Source organism: Rhodococcus sp. DK176 (genome assembly GCF_038447315.2).
GTDB lineage: Bacteria > Actinomycetota > Actinomycetes > Mycobacteriales > Mycobacteriaceae > Rhodococcus_F > Rhodococcus_F jostii_A.
The window spans coordinates 6,847,507-6,864,997 of record NZ_CP118321.2 but is presented as its reverse complement, the minus strand read 5'-3'; the positions used below and the strand labels follow the sequence as shown (position 1 = coordinate 6,864,997).

The 17,491-nt window shown below is 67.2% G+C and carries 16 protein-coding genes; 9 read left to right on the top strand and 7 right to left on the bottom strand.

Annotation, left to right across the window (positions count from 1 at the left end):
* The first annotated feature begins 4 nt into the window (after positions 1-4).
* Entirely contained in the window at positions 5-787 is a 783-nt protein-coding gene (locus PSR88_RS31870) for a purine-nucleoside phosphorylase (RefSeq protein ID WP_029539462.1), read from the top strand.
* Entirely contained in the window at positions 784-2,373 is a 1,590-nt protein-coding gene (locus tag PSR88_RS31865) for a phospho-sugar mutase (protein WP_011598213.1), read from the top strand. The genes PSR88_RS31870 and PSR88_RS31865 overlap by 4 nt, the downstream gene beginning before the upstream one ends.
* Before the next feature lie 8 nt (positions 2,374-2,381).
* Here PSR88_RS31865 and upp read toward each other — a convergent pair whose 3' ends face one another.
* The 3 genes from upp to PSR88_RS31850 form a co-directional block, all read right to left on the bottom strand.
* Entirely contained in the window at positions 2,382-3,005 is a 624-nt protein-coding gene (gene upp / locus PSR88_RS31860) for a uracil phosphoribosyltransferase (RefSeq protein WP_029539463.1), read from the bottom strand.
* A 204-nt stretch (positions 3,006-3,209) separates the two neighbouring features.
* Positions 3,210-4,352 (bottom strand): RNA-guided endonuclease TnpB family protein, encoded by a 1,143-nt coding sequence (locus tag PSR88_RS31855; protein ID WP_050787427.1) that lies wholly within the window; start codon positions 4,350-4,352, stop codon positions 3,210-3,212.
* A 360-nt stretch (positions 4,353-4,712) separates the two neighbouring features.
* Positions 4,713-6,014 carry a peptidoglycan DD-metalloendopeptidase family protein gene (locus PSR88_RS31850; protein ID WP_009479458.1) on the bottom strand — a complete coding sequence of 434 codons (1,302 nt, stop codon included), beginning with the start codon at positions 6,012-6,014 and terminating at the stop codon, positions 4,713-4,715.
* Positions 6,015-6,193: 179 nt separating this feature from the next.
* Here PSR88_RS31850 and PSR88_RS31845 point away from each other — a divergent pair, with 179 nt between their 5' ends.
* The gene (locus tag PSR88_RS31845; protein ID WP_009479457.1) at positions 6,194-7,438 is read left to right on the top strand and encodes a hypothetical protein; all 1,245 of its coding nucleotides are present in this window, start codon (positions 6,194-6,196) and stop codon (positions 7,436-7,438) included.
* Between the two features lie 19 nt (positions 7,439-7,457).
* Here the strand turns inward: PSR88_RS31845 and PSR88_RS31840 are convergent, their stop codons facing one another.
* From PSR88_RS31840 to PSR88_RS31830, 3 genes are read right to left on the bottom strand one after another with little or no spacing between them, the layout of a single operon-like run.
* Positions 7,458-8,543 carry an adenosine deaminase gene (locus PSR88_RS31840; protein ID WP_009479456.1) on the bottom strand — a complete coding sequence of 362 codons (1,086 nt, stop codon included), beginning with the start codon at positions 8,541-8,543 and terminating at the stop codon, positions 7,458-7,460.
* A 9-nt stretch (positions 8,544-8,552) separates the two neighbouring features.
* Positions 8,553-9,848 (bottom strand): thymidine phosphorylase, encoded by a 1,296-nt coding sequence (locus tag PSR88_RS31835; RefSeq protein WP_009479455.1) that lies wholly within the window; start codon positions 9,846-9,848, stop codon positions 8,553-8,555.
* Positions 9,841-10,245, bottom strand: coding sequence for a cytidine deaminase (locus PSR88_RS31830; protein WP_009479454.1), 405 nt, complete (start codon positions 10,243-10,245; stop codon positions 9,841-9,843). Before PSR88_RS31830 ends, PSR88_RS31835 begins: the two co-directional genes overlap by 8 nt.
* 254 nt (positions 10,246-10,499) lie before the next feature.
* On the opposite strand from PSR88_RS31830, the gene sdhC reads away from it, so the two are divergent.
* The 6 genes from sdhC (at position 10,500) to PSR88_RS31800 (ending at position 16,445) form a co-directional block, all read left to right on the top strand.
* Positions 10,500-10,904 (top strand): succinate dehydrogenase, cytochrome b556 subunit, encoded by a 405-nt coding sequence (gene sdhC, locus PSR88_RS31825; protein WP_005239889.1) that lies wholly within the window; start codon positions 10,500-10,502, stop codon positions 10,902-10,904.
* Between the two features lies 1 nt (position 10,905).
* Positions 10,906-11,349 carry a succinate dehydrogenase hydrophobic membrane anchor subunit gene (locus PSR88_RS31820; RefSeq protein ID WP_005239887.1) on the top strand — a complete coding sequence of 148 codons (444 nt, stop codon included), beginning with the start codon at positions 10,906-10,908 and terminating at the stop codon, positions 11,347-11,349.
* A gap of 15 nt (positions 11,350-11,364) precedes the next feature.
* A complete protein-coding gene (gene sdhA, locus PSR88_RS31815) occupies positions 11,365-13,116 on the top strand; it encodes a succinate dehydrogenase flavoprotein subunit (protein ID WP_005256984.1) in 1,752 nt (583 codons plus the stop codon).
* Positions 13,116-13,895 (top strand): succinate dehydrogenase iron-sulfur subunit, encoded by a 780-nt coding sequence (locus PSR88_RS31810; RefSeq protein WP_005256985.1) that lies wholly within the window; start codon positions 13,116-13,118, stop codon positions 13,893-13,895. Before sdhA ends, PSR88_RS31810 begins: the two co-directional genes overlap by 1 nt.
* Positions 13,896-14,050: 155 nt before the next feature.
* On the top strand, positions 14,051-15,046 hold the full coding sequence (locus PSR88_RS31805; RefSeq protein WP_011598209.1) for a malate dehydrogenase: 996 nt from the start codon (positions 14,051-14,053) through the stop codon (positions 15,044-15,046).
* Between the two features lie 118 nt (positions 15,047-15,164).
* Complete coding sequence (locus tag PSR88_RS31800) at positions 15,165-16,445, top strand: D-alanyl-D-alanine carboxypeptidase family protein (RefSeq protein ID WP_050787426.1); 1,281 nt, start codon at positions 15,165-15,167, stop codon at positions 16,443-16,445.
* Between the two features lie 18 nt (positions 16,446-16,463).
* Here PSR88_RS31800 and yhjD read toward each other — a convergent pair whose 3' ends face one another.
* The gene (gene yhjD, locus PSR88_RS31795) at positions 16,464-17,486 is read right to left on the bottom strand and encodes an inner membrane protein YhjD (RefSeq protein ID WP_011598207.1); all 1,023 of its coding nucleotides are present in this window, start codon (positions 17,484-17,486) and stop codon (positions 16,464-16,466) included.
* Positions 17,487-17,491 lie beyond the last annotated feature (5 nt).

Sequence of the window (17,491 nt, the reverse complement as noted above, 5' to 3'; positions counted from 1 at the left end):
CCTCATGGGAACGCCAGACGCCGCGGCCGCCGCGCTCGCCGCGCACACGAACTGCGCCGAACACTCGATCGCCGTCGTCCTCGGATCGGGGTGGAATGCCGCCGCCGACCGGTTCGGCGAATCACTCTGCACCGTCCCGATGGCCGATCTACCGGGGTTCACACCGCCGTCCGCCGCGGGTCACGCCGGAACGATCCGCTCCGTGGACGTGGGCGGCACACGGGTCCTCGTCCTCCTCGGCCGCACCCACGCCTACGAGGGCCATCCCCTGTCGTCCGTCGTCCACCCGGTACGCACGGCCATCGCCGCGGGAGCGACGACCGTCATCCTGACGAACGCCGCCGGGGGAATCCGCGAGGACTTCACCGTCGGACAGCCCGTGCTGATCAGCGATCACCTGAACCTCACCGCCCGGTCACCGCTCGTGGGCGCGGAGTTCGTGGACCTCGTCGACGCGTACGACCCCGAACTGCGGGCCCTCGCCCGCGACATCGACGGGTCGCTGACCGAAGGCGTCTACGCCGGTCTGCCGGGTCCGCACTACGAGACCCCCGCCGAGATCCGCATGCTGCGGACGATCGGTGCGGACCTCGTCGGCATGTCCACCGTCCACGAAACGATCGCGGCACGGGCACTGGGCGCCCGCGTCCTCGGGATCTCGATGGTGACGAATCTCGCGGCCGGCATCACCGGCGAGCACCTGAACCACGAGGAGGTCCTCGCCGCGGGCCGAGCGTCCGCCGACCGCATGGGCGGTCTCCTGCGAGAACTGGTGGAACGCTTGTGAGCGATCCGATCACGGACTGGATCGACGCCGATCCCGACCCCGAAACCCGGGCGGAACTCGCAAATCTCTCCGCCGACGAGCTCGCCGACCGCTTCGCCGCTCCGCTGAGTTTCGGGACCGCGGGTCTGCGCGGGCCGGTACGGGCAGGCCCGAACGGCATGAATCACGCCGTGGTGATCCGCACGACGGCCGGGCTGAGCGCGTGGCTGAAAGACCGGTGCCCGGGCGGCTCCACCGTCGTCGTCGGGCGCGACGCGCGGCACGGATCCGAGAAGTTCGCCGTCGCCGCCGCGGAAGTGCTGGCGGCCGCAGGATTCTCGGTCGTCCTCCTCCCCCGCCCGCTCCCCACACCGATTGTCGCGTTCGCGGTCCGCCGCCTCCGCGCCGCGGCCGGCGTGCAGATCACCGCCTCCCACAACCCCGCCGCCGACAACGGGTACAAGGTCTACCTCGACGGCGGCGCCCAGTTGATCTCGCCGTCCGACAAGGAGATCGAAACATCGATCGCCCGGGTCGGGCCGGCGAATCTCGTGCCCCGCACCCCGGTGACACCGACGTCCGAGGAACTCCTCGACCGCTACGTCGAGCGGGTCGCGTCCCTGCCGACGGGACGGTCGCGGACCCTGCGCATCGCGATCACCGCCATGCACGGCGTCGGCGGCGAGACCGCGGTCACCGCACTGAAATCCGCCGGATTCACCGACGTCCACACCGTCGCCGCACAGTTCCACCCGGACCCGGACTTTCCGACCGTCGAATTCCCCAATCCCGAGGAGCCGGGCGCCTCGGACGCCGTCCTCGCTCTCGCCGCGGACGTCGGCGCCGACATCGCGCTGGCCCTCGACCCCGACGCCGACCGGTGCGCGGTCGGCGTGCGCGGGCCGGACGGCTGGCGGATGCTCCGCGGCGACGAGACAGGGGTCCTGCTCGGCGAGCACGTCCTTGCCTCCGCCCCTGCCGATTCGCTCGTCGCGACGACGATCGTCTCGTCCGACCTCCTCGGAAAGCTCGCCGAAGCCCGCGGCGCCCGCTTCGCCCGCACCCTCACCGGCTTCAAGTGGCTCGTCCGAGCGGGCGAGGGTCTCGTGTACGCGTACGAGGAAGCGATCGGTCACTGCGTCGACCCGGAGTCGGTGCGCGACAAGGACGGTATCTCCGCCGCGGTGATGGCCGCCGATCTCGCCGCGACCCTGCGAGCAGAGGGGACGACACTCCTCGACAGGCTGGACGACTACGCGCTCGAATTCGGATTGCACGCCGGAGACCAGCTGTCGCGACGTGTCACCGACCTCACGGACATCACCGCGATGATGCAGCGCTTGCGGTCGGAACTGCCGACCGAACTGGCCGGCGAACCCGTCGAGGCCACCGACCTGGCGGAACTGCGGGGGCCGTCCCGCACCGACGCCGTCGTCCTCGCCGGGTCCACCGTTCGGATGGTCGTGCGTCCCTCGGGAACCGAACCCAAGCTCAAGTGCTACCTGGAGGTCATAGTCCCGGTGCCCGATCAATCGGCGCTACCCTCAGCCCGCGAGACGGCCGCAACCCGGTTGAACCTGTTGCGCGAGTTCGCCGAAGCCCTGTAGCCGAGGCGTCAGCGCGGTCCGAACTGACGGTCCCCGGCGTCGCCGAGGCCGGGCACGATGAACGCGTCCTCGTTGAGCCCCTCGTCGACCGCAGCGGTGACGAGTCGCACGGGATAACCCGACGCCGAGAGGGCGGCAACACCTTCGGGCGCCGCGACGACGCACACGGCCGTGACGTCCGTGGCGCCGCGGGCGACGAGCAACTCGATCGTGTGCACCATCGAACCGCCGGTCGCGAGCATCGGGTCGAGAACGTACACCGGGATCCCGGACAGATCCGCGGGGAGCGACTCGAGGTATGGCACCGGCAGATGCGTCTCCTCGTCCCGAGCCATCCCGACGAAACCGACTCGCGCCTGCGGGATCAGGCTGCTGGCCTGCTCGACCATGCCCAGTCCGGCGCGCAGGACGGGAACGAGCAACGGCGGATGAGTGAGCCGCACCCCGTCAGTCGTCGCGATGGGAGTGACCACGTCGAACGTCTCGACCGGAGCCTCGCGCATCGCCTCGTACACCAACATGTGCGTCAGCCTTCGCAAGGCGGCGCGAAATGTGGCATTCTCGCTGCGCGCATCGCGCATCGTTGTCAGGAGGACCGCTGCGAGCGGGTGGTCGACGACGTGCGTGTTCATTCTCGAAGGATAAGGGGGCGCGGGGCTAGATTTCGCAGGAGAGCAATTCTCGGCGAATCGGGGGCGGAACCGAATCGGTCTCACCGGCGGCGCGCGTCCAATATGGTGACCGGTTTGACGTCCTCTCGGCCGTGAACGACCGAGATTCCCCTCGAGACTCGCGTCCCGAGGTTCCTGTTTCACCGACAGTTGCCTCCCCACACTTTATGTGCGGGGCGGTCTCACACCATCTCCGCAGGCTGCCACCGTCAGTCCGACGGCCAAAATGTTCTTCGCCGCGTTCACATCCCGATCATGGACGGCGCCGCATCGGCACGCCCACTCCCGCACGTTCAGTGGCATCGTCGAGGCGATCGCCCCACACACCGAGCAGGCCTTCGACGACGGATAGAACCGGTCGATCGCCACCACCCGCCGCCCGTACCAGCCGGCCTTGTACTCGAGCATCGACCGGAACTCGGACCAACTCGCATCCGAGATCGCCCGAGACAACGACCGATTCTTCACCATGTTCCGCACACTCAGATCCTCGATGGCGATCACTTGGTTTTCGCGCACCAGTCGAGTGGAGAGTTTGTGCAGATAATCGCGACGCCGATCGGCGATCCGGCCATGTATCTTCGCGACTTTTTGTCGGGCCTTAGCCCGGTTACAGGATCCTTTCTCCTTCTTGGCCAGCACCCGCTGCGCCTTCGCCAACCGCTCACGGTCCTTGCGCTCATGACGCGGGTTGGTGATCTTCTCCCCCGTCGAGAGCGTGTAGAGGCTCGTGATCCCGGCATCGAGCCCGACCACATGACCTATCGGCCCGAGCTCGGTGATCGTGTCCTCGACGAGGATCGAGATGTGGTACTGACCACGGGTATTGCGCGACACCGTCACCTGCGACGGCGCGGCCCCCTCCGGTAGCGGCCTCGACCACCGAATGTCCAGGGGTTCGGACTGCTTGGCCAACCGGATCTGCCCGCCGCGGTAGGTGAAGCAGTTCGAGTAGTAGGTGGCCGAATCCTTCGACCGGCCCTTCCTCTTGAATTGCGGGTAGCGGGTCTGTTTGCGCCAGAACTTGTCGAACGCGCCCTGCAATTGCCGCAGCGACTCCTGCAGCGGTCCCTTCGAGGGCTCCGACAACCACTCGGTTTCGGTGTCCCGCTTCCATCCGGTGAGCATCTTCGAGGTATCCGCGTAGGTCACCCGTCGCTGCTCCTGCGACCAGGCACGCGAGCGCTCGGCCAACGCCCGGTTGTAGACATACCGGGTGCATCCGAACGTCCGAGCTAGCTGTTCCGCCTGCACCGCAGTCGGATAGAAGCGGTACTTGAACGCCCGCTTCACCACCCTCCCCGCCATGCCTGAGAGACTAACATCCTAAAATTCCAGTTGCAGGGGATCGGCTATCCCGGACCTGTCCGACCTGGTTTGCCCCCGAAAGATTCACGGATCAAATCCGACTGGGGGGATGACGATGAACGACTTGAGGGCGGCTACCGCGAGTATCGCCGAGTCGAGTGAGTCCGATCACGTTACGGCCGCAGAAGACGGGAACGCACGCTGACCGGTCTCTGGATCGACGACTCCATCTCGACGCTCGACGCCCGCACACTCGCGACGATGATCACGAGCACCACGCAGGAGGCCGCCCGGCTCGCCACCGGACAGCGCACCCGGGTGATGACGACTTTGCAGGACGGGTTCGGGAGGGTGTGACCGTCATTCCCCGGCGAAGTCGATGACCGTCTGGCTGAGCGGCATTTCGTCGGTACGGGGTTCGGGTGTGGGCAGATACGTGACGTCGTCGAGTGTCGCGTGCCCTGCCAGGTCGAACGCGTCGAACTCGAACGGCACGCTCTCGGCCAACGCGGGATTCGTGTTGTCCATCAGATGGAAGTGCAGGTGCGGCGCCGTCGACTGACCGCTGTTGCCGAGTTGGCCCAGCATCGCCCCTTTCTCGGCGCGATCGCCCTCCTTCACGGCGATGCTGCCCGGCACGAAGTGGCCGTAGAACGCGTACACACCGTTTCCGAGGTCCAGGACGATGTGGTTGCCGGTCGCCTCGGTGAGGTTGCGCTCGGGCTGCGGTTCCCCGATCACGTTCTCCTCCTGGCCGTCGAGAACCGAGACGACCTCCGCGTCGGCCACCGCGACCACGTCGGCCCGGTACCCGACGTAGTTCTCTTTGGTGTTGTCGCCCCGGTACGCGTAACCCTCGCGGTCCACCCCCAGGAAGTCGATCGCGTACCGCTCGAAGTTCAGCAGCCGTCCGTCGACCGACCAGACACCGCGGCGGTGATGGGTGTTGTCGGCGCAGCAGCCTTCCATCGCCGCCCATCCGTCTCCGCGGAGCGGCGGGCCGATCACCGGGACCGTTCCGTCGAAGACCGGGATGGTCACCGACGTGTCGAGGGTGGCAGGCACGGGACCACCGGATTCGTCGACCATGCCCGCGAGGCCGGGAATCGGCTGATCGGGCGGCGGCGTGCCCTGGGCGCGGACCGAGACCGTCGCCTGCACCCCGTCCGGCACCGGGGTCGCCTCGTCCAGGGCGACGTCGACGAAGAAGACGCCGAGTTGGGCGGGTTGCAGGCGATCGGTCGGGGTCGCGTTGTCACCCACGAGGTTCATGTTCGCCGCGACCGACGCACCCTCGTAGTTCGCGAGGACGCCGTCCGCTCCGTCGGCCGAGTCGATCTGCACGCGCTGCACGACCAAGGGAACGGCCGCGGTGTTCGTCACGTGGACCTCGAACGTCAGATGGTTGCGACCGTCCGTCGCGGCGACGGGGGACGGGGCGAAAGGGATGGACAGCGCGACAGGCGAGGGTCCGTCGAGCTCAGCGGTCGACGACAGCCGTTCGGCGCTGGACCATTCGGTCCCCCACTCCGGCGAATCCGACCCGGAGGCGTCCGACGTGCCGCACGCGACCGTCGTCGCGCACATCCCCAGCACTGCGATCGAGGCGGCGAGCGACCGTCGCCGCCGGGGGCTTCCCGTCACATTGCCGATCCGGAACATGCAGCCTCCTCGAACGACTCGACGCACAGTGAACGTCATGGTAGGGCCCCGATACGCGCCGCTCGCCCCGTTTGGCCGACTAGGTCGCGGCCGCCGCGACACGGCGGCGACGGGCGCCGGAAACGCTCCGCACACAGCCCGGGTACAACTTTGGCCGCGGGGTCGATAGGCTTCGCGCCATGGCTGGAGACATCGTCCCGATCGAACTCGGTCTCACCGACGGCGACCTCGTGACACTGTGGGCACCACGGTGGCGTGAGGGCGACGACGAGTGGGAAGCATTCCTTGGTCACGAGGAAGACCTCTACGGGTTCGAATCAGTGGCAGAACTCGCTGCCTTCATCCGCACGAACACCGACAACGATCTCGTCGAGCATCCCGCGTGGAGTGTGGTGTCCGGACTGTCCGCCGCCGAACTCGAGCCCGACGAGAACTTCTGCTTCGATCTCATCGGTGTGCCGGAGCTTGCCGCGAGCGACCCCGAGGCTCTTGTCGTGAGCGAACTCGAAGACACGCTCAACATGGTGCGCAACATCGGTGAGGTCTGCGAACTGGACGCGGTCACCAAGTTCTTCAACGCGAACCCCATTCTCGGCGCGCTGCCCGCAGGCGTCAGCGCGTTCGAGGGCCGCGAGGGCGAGGAACTGTGGGCCCAGATCGGTACCGCCATCGCGAAGGGCTGGGATGACGTCCTCGACGCCGTCGACAACATCGTCGCCACCCCCGAGGTGGACGCCGAGGCGGTAGCCGTCGCCGAGGCCGAACTGGTGGCCGCCGACGAGAACACCGTCGACGTGGACGACGTGGCCGAAGAGGCGGAGGAAGACGAGGAGTTCGTCGCGCTCGACCTCGACACCGAGGACGAAGAGGAGGACGACTCGTTCTGGGGTGCGGTGGGTGTCGACCCCGTCAAGATCATCACGTCCGGGGAGACCTACTTCACGCTCCGCTGCTACCTCGACGACGACGCGCTCTTCCTCGGGCGTGACGGCGCGATCTTCGTCTTCACGTCCGAACGCGCGCTGGCCCGTTACCTTGCCGACAACCACGAGCACGCGCTCGCGCAGGTGAGCACGTACGAGGAGATCCAGGTGGCGGCCGTCGACGGATCGCTCGAGGTCGAGGTCACCGACGAGAACGTGTACGTTCTCCCCGGTCTCGCCGACGACCTGGCCGCCGGTCCGGAGTCCGTCGACGCGGACCAGCTCGACCTCGCCGTCGAATTGTTCACCGATGCAGCCGATTTCGCCGACGACGACTCGGTGGAAACCGCACTCGCGACGTCCGAGCCGCTGGGCTGGTACGTCTCGTTCGTCCTCAACCCGGATCCGACGCGGATGGCGCCCAGCGCACCGTTCGACGCCGAGGCGGAGGCGTGGCGGACGCTCGAGCGGGAGTTCGAGGCCCGCCTGCGGAAGGTCTGAGCGCCCGCATTCGGGACGCTCAGCCCACCAGCACGGCGAATCCCGGCTTGATCACCTCGTCGATCAGCTGCAGCCGCTGATCGAACGGGATGAAAGCCGATTTCATCGCGTTGATGGTGTAGCGCTCGAGGTCCGTCCAGCCGTAACCGAACGTCTCGACGAGGCGCAGCATCTCCATGCTCATGCTGGTGTCGCTCATCAGCCGGTTGTCGGTGTTGACGGTCACCCGGAACCGCAGCCGGGCAAGCAGGTCGAACGGATGATTCTCGAGCGCGTCCACGGCCCCGGTCTGAACGTTGGAACTGGGACACAGTTCCAGGGGAATCCTCTTGTCCCGCACATAGTTCGCAAGCTTGCCCAGCACCGGGACGCCGTCGTCGCCGATCGTGATGTCGTCGGTGATCCGGACCCCGTGCCCGAGGCGGTCCGTCCCGCAGAACGCGATGGCCTCGTGGATGGACGGCAGACCGAACGCCTCACCCGCGTGAATGGTGAAGTGCGCATTGCTGCCCCGCATGTACTCGAAGGCGTCGAGGTGGCGGCTGGGCGGATTCCCGGCCTCGGCCCCGGCGATGTCGAAACCGACGACGCCGCGGTCCCGGAACCGGATCGCCAGTTCCGCGATCTCCCGGGACCGCGCCGCGTGCCGCATCGCGGTGAGCAGTACGCCGATCCGGATGTTCTGGCCGCGCACCTCCGCCGCCGACTCCCCTGCCTCGAATCCCAGCAGGACCTGCTCCACCACCTCGTCCAGGGTCAGCCCCTCCTCGAGGTGCTGCTCCGGGGCGAACCTGACCTCCGCGTAGACCACGCCGTCGGCGGCGAGGTCCTCGGCGCATTCACGGGCGACGCGTTCGAGCCCGACGGGTGTCTGCATGACCGCGACCGTGTGGGCGAACGTCTCGAGGTATCTCTCGAGCGAACCGCTGTCGGCGGCCTCCCGGAACCACGTGGCCAGCGCGGGCGCGGTGTCGGCGGGCAGCGCGTCGTAGCCGCAGTCGCGGGCGAGTTCGAGAACCGTCTCGGGCCGGAGACCCCCGTCGAGATGGTCGTGCAGCAACACCTTCGGCGCTCGGCGCAGGGCCGACAGATCCAGTGCGGTCATGCGTCGACGTTAGCGTGAGGGATCCTCTATCCGCTCGATGACGAGCGGCGTGGTCACCGACGGCGCGTCGGCCACGACGGTCCAGGCTTCGGAAAGTACGGCTTTCGCCGCGGCGAACCGTTCGGGCGTGTCGGTGTGCAGCGTGACGAGCGGGGTGCCCACCGACACCGTCTCCCCCGGCTTCGCGTGCAACTCGATGCCCGCCCCCGCCTGCACCGGCTCGCCCTGTCGCGCCCGACCCGCGCCGAGCCGCCATGCGGCGAGCCCGACCGCCATGGCGTCGAGACCGCACACCACCCCGTCCGACTCGGAGAGCAGCACCTCGGTGTGCCTGGCTGTCGGCAGCGGCGCGTCGGGGTCGCCGCCCTGGGCGGCGATCATCCTCCGCCAGCGGTCCATGGCGGATCCGTCGCGGAGTTTGTCGGCAGGGTCGACTCCGTCGATTTCGGCTGCCTTCAACATTTCTCGCGCGAGCTCGAGAGTCAGTTCCACGACGTCGGACGGGCCGCCTCCGGCCAGCACCTCCAGCGATTCCCGCACCTCCAGTGCGTTGCCCGCGGTGTGACCGAGGGGCGCGTCCATTGCCGTGAGCAAAGCCATCGTCCGCACTCCGGCGTCGTTCCCGAGGTCGACCATCGTCTGGGCGAGCTCCCGCGCGTCGTCGAGCTTCTTCATGAACGCGCCCGAACCGACCTTGACGTCGAGCACGAGCGCGCCGGTGCCCTCGGCGATCTTCTTGCTCATGATCGAGCTGGCGATCAGGGGAATCGACTCGACCGTCCCGGTGACGTCGCGGAGCGCGTACAACCGCCGGTCCGCCGGCGCCAGGTCTGCGCCGGCGGCGCAGACGACGGCTCCGACGGCGGGATCGGACAGGATCTCGGCCATCTCGGAGGTGTCGAGGTCGGCGCGCCAGCCCGGGATCGACTCGAGCTTGTCGAGGGTTCCGCCGGTGTGACCGAGCCCGCGTCCCGACAGTTGCGGCACCGCGGCGCCGCATGCCGCGACCAGCGGTGCGAGCGGGAGCGTGGTCTTGTCGCCCACACCACCCGTCGAGTGCTTGTCGACGGTGGGGCGCCCGAGGTGGGTGAAGTCGAGGCGTCGACCGGACGAGATCATCGCCGTGGTCCAGCGGCTCACCTCCTCGCGCGTCATCCCGCGGAAGTAGATCGCCATGGCCAGCGCCGACATCTGCTCGTCGGCCACGACCCCCCGGGTGAATGCTTCGACCACCCAGTCGATCTCTGCACCGGACAGTTCCCTGCCGTCGCGCTTGGCGGCGATGATCGACGAGGCGTCATGCATGGCTGATTCTCCCCTTCTCCTCCGGACCGAAAGCGTCCGGCAGCAGCTGTTCCAATGGGCGCACGCCGGCCCGGTGGTCGACGAGCAGTCCGGGGCCGCCGTGCTCGAAGAGAATCTGCCGGCAGCGTCCGCACGGCATGAGTATGTCGCCACTCGCGTCACAGCAGGTGAAGGCGATTAATCGCCCGCCGCCGCCCGCAAATAAGTTACCGACCAGTACACACTCGGCGCAGAGCCCCAAACCGTATGAGACATTTTCCACATTGCATCCGACGACGATTCGCCCATCGTCCACCAGCGCCGCCGCTCCCACCGCGAACCCGGAGTAGGGCGCATAGGCCTGGCCCATCACCTCACGCGCGTTGGCGCGCAACAGCTTCCAATCGATCTCGACCATGGTTCCCCATCCAATCACGTGGGCTGAATGGATGCAGAGATTCGCTCGGTACGGCCCATCCGCATTGGAGAGGCAAACCTAACTTCATTTGAAAGGGCCGTACGAACCCCGACTCGAATTAGTTCCCCCGTTTCCGTTGGGTTTAGAGTTCAGAGAAGTCGGTTCAGGATCACGTCGGGTCCCCAGTTGTGGTATGTCCGCAACGCTGCGCAGACTCGACACGTCCACCAATGACGTTGGAGGCACAGCACTCGATGAGTACTACGACTGAAGCCGCTCCGGCCAAGGAGCGCACACGGTCGCTTTACCGGGGCGACCCCGGAATGTGGTCCTGGGTTTTGCACCGGATCACAGGCGTAATGACGTTCTTCTTCCTATTCGTGCACGTGCTGGATACCGCGCTGGTGCGTGTGAATCCCGACACGTACGACAGTGTCATCGAGACCTACAAGAACCCGATCGTCGGGCTCATGGAGCTCGCGCTCGTCGCCGCGGTGCTGTACCACGCACTGAACGGCGTCCGGGTGATGCTGGTGGACTTCTGGTCCAAGGGACCGCAGTACCAGCGCCTGATGCTCTGGGTAATCCTTGCGATCTGGTTCCTGGTGATGATCCCGGGCGCAGGCCGCATCTTCTACAACATGTTTGCGGGGCACTGACATGACGACAGAAGCCAAGAGTCTCGGCAAGACCTACGACCGTCCCGCCAGCCTGGACAACCCGCGCTCTCCGCGCCGGACCTCGAAGAACAACTTTGAGCTGTACGCCTGGCTGTTCATGCGGTTCTCCGGACTCGCACTGATCTTCCTCGTGCTCGGCCACCTCTTCATCATGCTGATGCTCGACGACGGTGTGCACCGCATCAACTTCGCGTTCGTCGCAGGCCGCTGGTCCAGCCCGTTCTGGCAATTCTGGGACCTCACCATGCTGTGGCTTGCCCAGCTGCACGGCGGAAACGGACTCCGCACGGTCATCGCGGACTACTCCCGCAAGGACTCCACGCGCTTCTGGCTGACCACGATCCTCGTTCTCTCGATGATCCTGATCATGGGCCTCGGCACGTACGTCATCTTCACCTTCGACCCCAATATCTCGGCGAGCTAGGGGAGCACAGATTTCATGCAGGAACACCGTTATGACGTGGTCATCGTCGGTGCCGGCGGCGCCGGCATGCGCGCAGCGATCGAGGCCGGTCCCCGCGCCCGCACCGCGGTACTGACCAAGCTCTACCCCACCCGCAGCCACACCGGTGCGGCCCAGGGCGGCATGTGTGCCGCGCTGGCGAACGTGGAGGAAGACAACTGGGAGTGGCACACCTTCGACACGGTCAAGGGCGGCGACTACCTCGCCGACCAGGACGCCGTCGAGATCATGGCCAAGGAGGCCATCGACGCGGTGCTCGACCTCGAGAAGATGGGTCTGCCGTTCAACCGCACGCCCGAGGGCAAGATCGACCAGCGCCGTTTCGGTGGTCACACCCGCGATCACGGTAAGGCCCCCGTGCGCCGCGCATGTTATGCCGCGGACCGCACCGGTCACATGATCCTGCAGACGCTCTACCAGAACTGCGTCAAGCACGACGTCGAGTTCTTCAACGAGTTCTACGCCCTCGACATCGCGATCACCGAGACGGAGAACGGCCCGGTCGCCACCGGCGTCATCGCCTACGAGCTGGCCACCGGCGAGATCCACGTCTTCCACGCGAAGTCCATCGTGTTCGCCACCGGCGGCTCGGGACGCATGTACAAGACGACGTCCAACGCGCACACCCTCACCGGTGACGGCATGGGCATCATCTTCCGCAAGGGCCTTCCGCTGGAGGACATGGAGTTCCACCAGTTCCATCCCACAGGCCTCGCGGGGCTCGGCATCCTCATCTCCGAGGCCGTGCGCGGTGAGGGCGGCATCCTCCGTAACGCCGACGGCGAACGGTTCATGGAGCGCTACGCCCCCACCATCAAGGACCTCGCACCCCGTGACATCGTTGCGCGGTCGATGGTCCTCGAGGTCCTCGAGGGACGCGGCGCGGGACCGAACAAGGATTACGTCTACATCGACGTGACCCACATCCCCGAGGAAGTCCTCGACGAGAAGCTCCCCGACATCATGGAGTTCTCCCGCACCTACCTCGGTGTGGACCCGGTCAAGGAACCGGTGCCGGTGTACCCCACCTGCCACTACGTCATGGGCGGTATCCCCACCCGGATCAACGGTGAGGTCCTGCGCAACAACGACGAGATCGTCCAGGGCCTGTACGCCGCCGGCGAATGCGCCTGCGTCTCCGTCCACGGCGCGAACCGTCTCGGCACCAACTCGCTGCTCGACATCAACGTCTTCGGACGCCGCGCCGGCATCGCCGCCGCCGAGCACGCCAACAACAGCGAGTTCGTCGACATGCCCGAGGCGCCCGAGAAGATGGTCGACGACTGGATGGCCACCATCCTGTCGGACCACGGTCACGAGCGTGTCGCGGACATCCGCAGCGAGCTGCAGCAGTCCATGGACAACAACGCCTCCGTGTTCCGTACCGAAGAGCGCCTCACCCAGGCCCTCAAGGATGTGCGCGCACTCAAGGAGCGTTACAACCACATCACGGTGCAGGACAAGGGCAAGCGCTACAACAGCGACCTGCTCGAGGCCGTCGAGCTCGGCTTCCTCCTCGAAATGGCGGAGGTCACCGTCGTCGGCGCGCTGAACCGCAAGGAATCGCGCGGCGGCCACGCCCGCGAGGACTACCCGGACCGCAACGACGCCGAGTACATGAAGCACACGATGGCATACAAGGAGGGCGACGGCCTGCTCTCCGACATCCGTCTCGACTACAAGCCGGTAGTCCAGACCCGCTACGAGCCGATGGAGCGTAAGTACTGATGAGCGCACCTGCAGTCGACAAGAGCGAGAACAAGTCGGATCTCCCTCCCGTGCCCGAGGGCGCCGTCATGGTCACCCTCAAGATCGCTCGGATGAACCCGGAGTCCGGCGAGGGCCAGCACTGGGACAGCTTCCAGGTTCCGGCTCTGCCGACGGACCGCATGCTGAACCTGCTCCTGTACGTGAAGGGCTACCTCGACGGCACCCTGACGTTCCGCCGCAGCTGCGCCCACGGCGTGTGTGGTTCGGACGCGATGCGGATCAACGGCGTCAACCGTCTGGCCTGCAAGCTCCTCATGAAGGACATGCTGCCCAAGGACGGCAAGCCGGTCACGATCACCGTCGAGCCCATCAAGGGCCTGCCGGTGGAGAAGGACCTAGTCGTCGACATGGAGCCCTTCTTCGACGCGTTCCGCGCCGTGAAGCCGTTCCTCATCACCACCGGCAACGAGCCCACCCGTGAGCGCATCCAGTCGCAGCACGACCGGGCACGTTTCGACGACACCACCAAGTGCATCCTGTGTGCCTGCTGCACCACGTCGTGCCCGGTGTACTGGAGCGACGGCAGCTACTTCGGTCCCGCTGCCATCGTCAACGCTCACCGGTTCATCTTCGACAGCCGTGACGAGGGTGCGTCGGAGCGTCTCGACATCCTCAACGACAAGGACGGCGTCTGGCGTTGCCGGACCACGTTCAACTGCACCGACGCGTGCCCGCGTGGCATCCAGGTGACGAAGGCGATCCAGGAAGTCAAGCGCGCGCTGCTCTTCGCACGCTGACCCCAGGTCTGCCGAGCACGTTCCAGGGCGCCCCCGACCGCACCGGTCGGGGGCGCCCTGCGTCGTGTCCAACCTCACTGTCCGAGCGGTCACACGGTGAAATCTCCGCGCTAGTGTCGAGAACAGATGCTCCCGACGGACAGTGAGGTTCACCCATGGCGCAGTCGCCCCCTCCCGCAGTGGTCACGGTCACCGGAGCGGCAGGCAGCATCGGCTACGCGTCGCTGTTCCGGATCGCCGCCGGCGAGATGCTCGGACCCGACACCCCGATCCGGCTGCGTCTCTTGGAGATTCCGTCCGCCGTGTCCGCCGCCGAGGGCACCGCGATGGAGCTCGACGACAGCGCCTTCCCGCTGCTCCGCGACATCGAGGTCCACGACGACCCGAAGCGGGGTTTCGACGGCACCGACGTCGCCCTTCTCATCGGATCACGTCCCCGGTCCAAGGGCATGGAGCGTGGCGACCTCCTGGCCGCGAACGGGCAGATCTTCACCGTGCAGGGTCGCGCGCTCAACCAGGTTGCCGCGGACGGAGTCCGGGTGCTGGTCGTGGGCAACCCGGCCAATACCAACGCCCTGGTCGCCGCGAACAACGCCCCCGACATCCCGGCGGAACGGTTCACGGCGCTGACCCGGCTCGACCACAACCGCGCGATCGCCCAGCTGGCACGGCACTCCGGCGCCGCGGTGAAGGACATCCGCCGCGTCGCGATCTGGGGCAACCACTCAAGCACCCAGTACCCCGACATCTTCCATGCGCGGGTCGGTGACCGGTCCGGTGCCGAGTTCGCCGCCGACCGCGAATGGCTCACCGGCGACTTCATTCCCACGGTCGCGAACCGTGGCAGCGCGATCATCGAAGCTCGCGGCGCATCCTCCGCGGCCTCCGCCGCCAACGCCGCGATCGACCACGTCCACGACTGGGTGCTCGGCACCCCCGACGACGACTGGACGTCGGTGGCGCTGCCCTCCACCGGCGCCTACGGCGTGCCGGAGGGACTGGTGAGCTCGTTCCCGGTTCGCTCGGTCGACGGGTCCTGGCAGATCGTGGACGGGCTCGAGATCGACGACTTCTCGCGGAAGCTGATCGACGCGTCGGTCGGAGAACTCGAATCCGAACGCGACGCCGTCCGGGGCATGGGATTCATCTGATCCGACGTTCGCCTTCCGGAACGGTCGCGCCGACGTCACGAAATCGTGTCGACACGTGTCCGTTTTCGGAAGTCGACCGGTCGTCGCATACGCTGCCTCTTCGATGATGTGGCGTCGAGTGTGTACCGCGGTCGTGTCCGGAACCCTGCTGGCCGGACTCTCGGTGAGTGCTGCCGGGGCGATTCCGCCTGCAGCGCCCTCCTCCCCCACCTCCACACCGTTCGCCACCCCGAACACCGACAACTGCCCCAACAGGTCGGCCCCCGCGCCTGCGATCGACCTGTCCGAGGTACCCCAGCCGGGTGATCCGGCACCCAGCGCCGTGTCCGTGCCCGACGAGCCGGTGGGCGGGCCGAAGCTGGCCGAGTGCGGGGTGATCCTTCCCGACGACGCGCCCGCGCTACCCGCCGACATCGCGGCGTCCGGCTGGGTGGTCGCGGACATCGACACCGGCGACGTGCTCGCGGCGAAAGACCCGCACGGCCGCTACCGGCCGGCGAGCACGATCAAGATGCTGCTGGCTCTCGTCGCGCTGAGCGAACTGGATCTCGACAAGACCGTGACCGCCACCGCCGAGGACGCCGCGGTGGAGGGCAGCGCCGTCGGGATCGGCAAGAACGGTCAGTACACGAACCGGCAGCTGATGCAGGGCCTGGTGATGGCGTCGGGGAACGACGCCGCCCACCTCCTCGCCCGGCAACTCGGCGGCGACGCCGCCACGGTCGACAAGATGAACCACCTCGCCGACACCCTCGGCGCGCACGACACGAGGACCGCGACCCCGTCGGGGCTCGACGGCCCCGGAATGAGCAGCTCACCGTTCGACCTCGCACTCATCTTCCATACCGCGATGAAGAACCCGACGTTCGCGGAGCTGATCTCCACCGAGACGGTGCAGTTCCCGGGTTTCCCGAAGGATCCGGCGATCCCGGACGATCAGGACCGGCCCCCGTTCGCACTGGCCAACGACAATCAGCTGCTCTACAACTACGACGGCGCACTGGGCGGCAAGACCGGGTTCACCGACGACGCCCGCCACACGTATGTCGGCGGCGCCGATCACGACGGTCGCCGCCTGATGGTGACGTTGATGGGCGCCGAAGCCCAGCCGATCCGGCCGTGGGAGCAGGCGGCACGACTGCTGGATTACGGTTTCGCCCTCGACCGCGACGCCCAGGTGGGATCACTCGAAGACCTGTATCCGACCGAATCCGATTCCGCCGCGGTGCTTGCCGCACCGCCGCAACAGGATTCGGCCGCCGCGACGAGTTCCGTCGTCGCGTCGGGTTCCGACCACCCCCACAACACACTCGCCCTGCGGGCAGGTGTGGGGATCGTGGGGACGGCCGTCGTGCTCATGCTCGTGCTCGGCGCGCGTCGGCTGTCCCGCAGGCGCTGACGAACACCGGCGCCCGGCTCAGCGCTTGGTGCGGGTGAACAGTCCGGACAGTCCGAGCGCAGCGATGGCGCCCACACCGACCAGTGCGAGTCCCCCACGCACACCCGGACCCTCGTGCACCTCGATCCGGGGGTTGATGACGGCCGGATCCGGCGGCGGCACGAAAGCGAGCGCAAGGCTGGCGCGGCTGGTCGCGGCCCACGCCGTCGAGAAGAGCAGCATCCGGCACGTCAGGTAGATGAACACGAGCAGACCGATGATCGGACCGAACGCGACACCGGCGGGACCCGCGGTGACCGCCGAGAGGTAGATGGCACCGACCTGCTTGAAGATCTCGAACACCACGGCCGCGAGCAGGGCCGCCTTGAGCGCACTGCGGAATGTCACGGGCTCTCGGGGCAGTCGGGCGATCACCCAGGCGAACACCGCCCACGTCGCGACCAGCGACACCACGGTCGACAGTGCGCGCAACCCGGCGTCGACGCCGGGCACGTCGTCGAGATTGAGCACCTCGACCACCGTGCGGGCCACCGGGCCGCTGCTCAGCGCGGAGGATCCGAGAGAGACCACCATCGCCAGACCCAGCCCGAGCAGAGCGGCCGCGTCGCCCAGTTTGGTTCGCACGAATCCCTTCGACTCGCGCTGGCTCTCCCACATCGCCGTCAGCGCGTCGCGCAGGTTCGCCATCCACCCGAGTCCCGCGTAGGCGGCACCGAGGAGGCCGAGTACACCCACGCTGGCACGGGACGCGATCGCCGAATCGATGACCGTGTTGAGCGTGTCACCCAGACTTCCGGGAACGTTCTTGGTGATGCTGTCCTGCAGTTCCTGCAGCAACTCCGGCTGACCGGCGAGGACGAAACCGGCGATGGCGAACGCGACCATCAGGATCGGAATCAGTGCGAGCACACTGAAATACGTGATCCCCGCCGCGTAATAGTCGCCCTTCTGCTGCTGATACCGCTGTGCGGCCCGCATCAGATGGTCGAACCAGGGGCGCGCTGCCCGCTGCCTGTCGAGAAAACTCGGTTCGTCAGCCACAGTGC

Coding starts and splice junctions, on each gene's coding strand:
- PSR88_RS31870 (WP_029539462.1), top strand. CDS start 5: ATGGGAACGCCAGACGCCGCGGCCGCCGCGCTCGCCGCGCACACGAAC.
- upp (WP_029539463.1), bottom strand. CDS start 3,005: ATGAACACGCACGTCGTCGACCACCCGCTCGCAGCGGTCCTCCTGACA.
- PSR88_RS31855 (WP_050787427.1), bottom strand. CDS start 4,352: ATGGCGGGGAGGGTGGTGAAGCGGGCGTTCAAGTACCGCTTCTATCCG.
- PSR88_RS31850 (WP_009479458.1), bottom strand. CDS start 6,014: ATGTTCCGGATCGGCAATGTGACGGGAAGCCCCCGGCGGCGACGGTCG.
- PSR88_RS31845 (WP_009479457.1), top strand. CDS start 6,194: ATGGCTGGAGACATCGTCCCGATCGAACTCGGTCTCACCGACGGCGAC.
- PSR88_RS31840 (WP_009479456.1), bottom strand. CDS start 8,543: ATGACCGCACTGGATCTGTCGGCCCTGCGCCGAGCGCCGAAGGTGTTG.
- PSR88_RS31835 (WP_009479455.1), bottom strand. CDS start 9,848: ATGCATGACGCCTCGTCGATCATCGCCGCCAAGCGCGACGGCAGGGAA.
- PSR88_RS31830 (WP_009479454.1), bottom strand. CDS start 10,245: ATGGTCGAGATCGATTGGAAGCTGTTGCGCGCCAACGCGCGTGAGGTG.
- sdhC (WP_005239889.1), top strand. CDS start 10,500: ATGAGTACTACGACTGAAGCCGCTCCGGCCAAGGAGCGCACACGGTCG.
- PSR88_RS31820 (WP_005239887.1), top strand. CDS start 10,906: ATGACGACAGAAGCCAAGAGTCTCGGCAAGACCTACGACCGTCCCGCC.
- sdhA (WP_005256984.1), top strand. CDS start 11,365: ATGCAGGAACACCGTTATGACGTGGTCATCGTCGGTGCCGGCGGCGCC.
- PSR88_RS31810 (WP_005256985.1), top strand. CDS start 13,116: ATGAGCGCACCTGCAGTCGACAAGAGCGAGAACAAGTCGGATCTCCCT.
- PSR88_RS31805 (WP_011598209.1), top strand. CDS start 14,051: ATGGCGCAGTCGCCCCCTCCCGCAGTGGTCACGGTCACCGGAGCGGCA.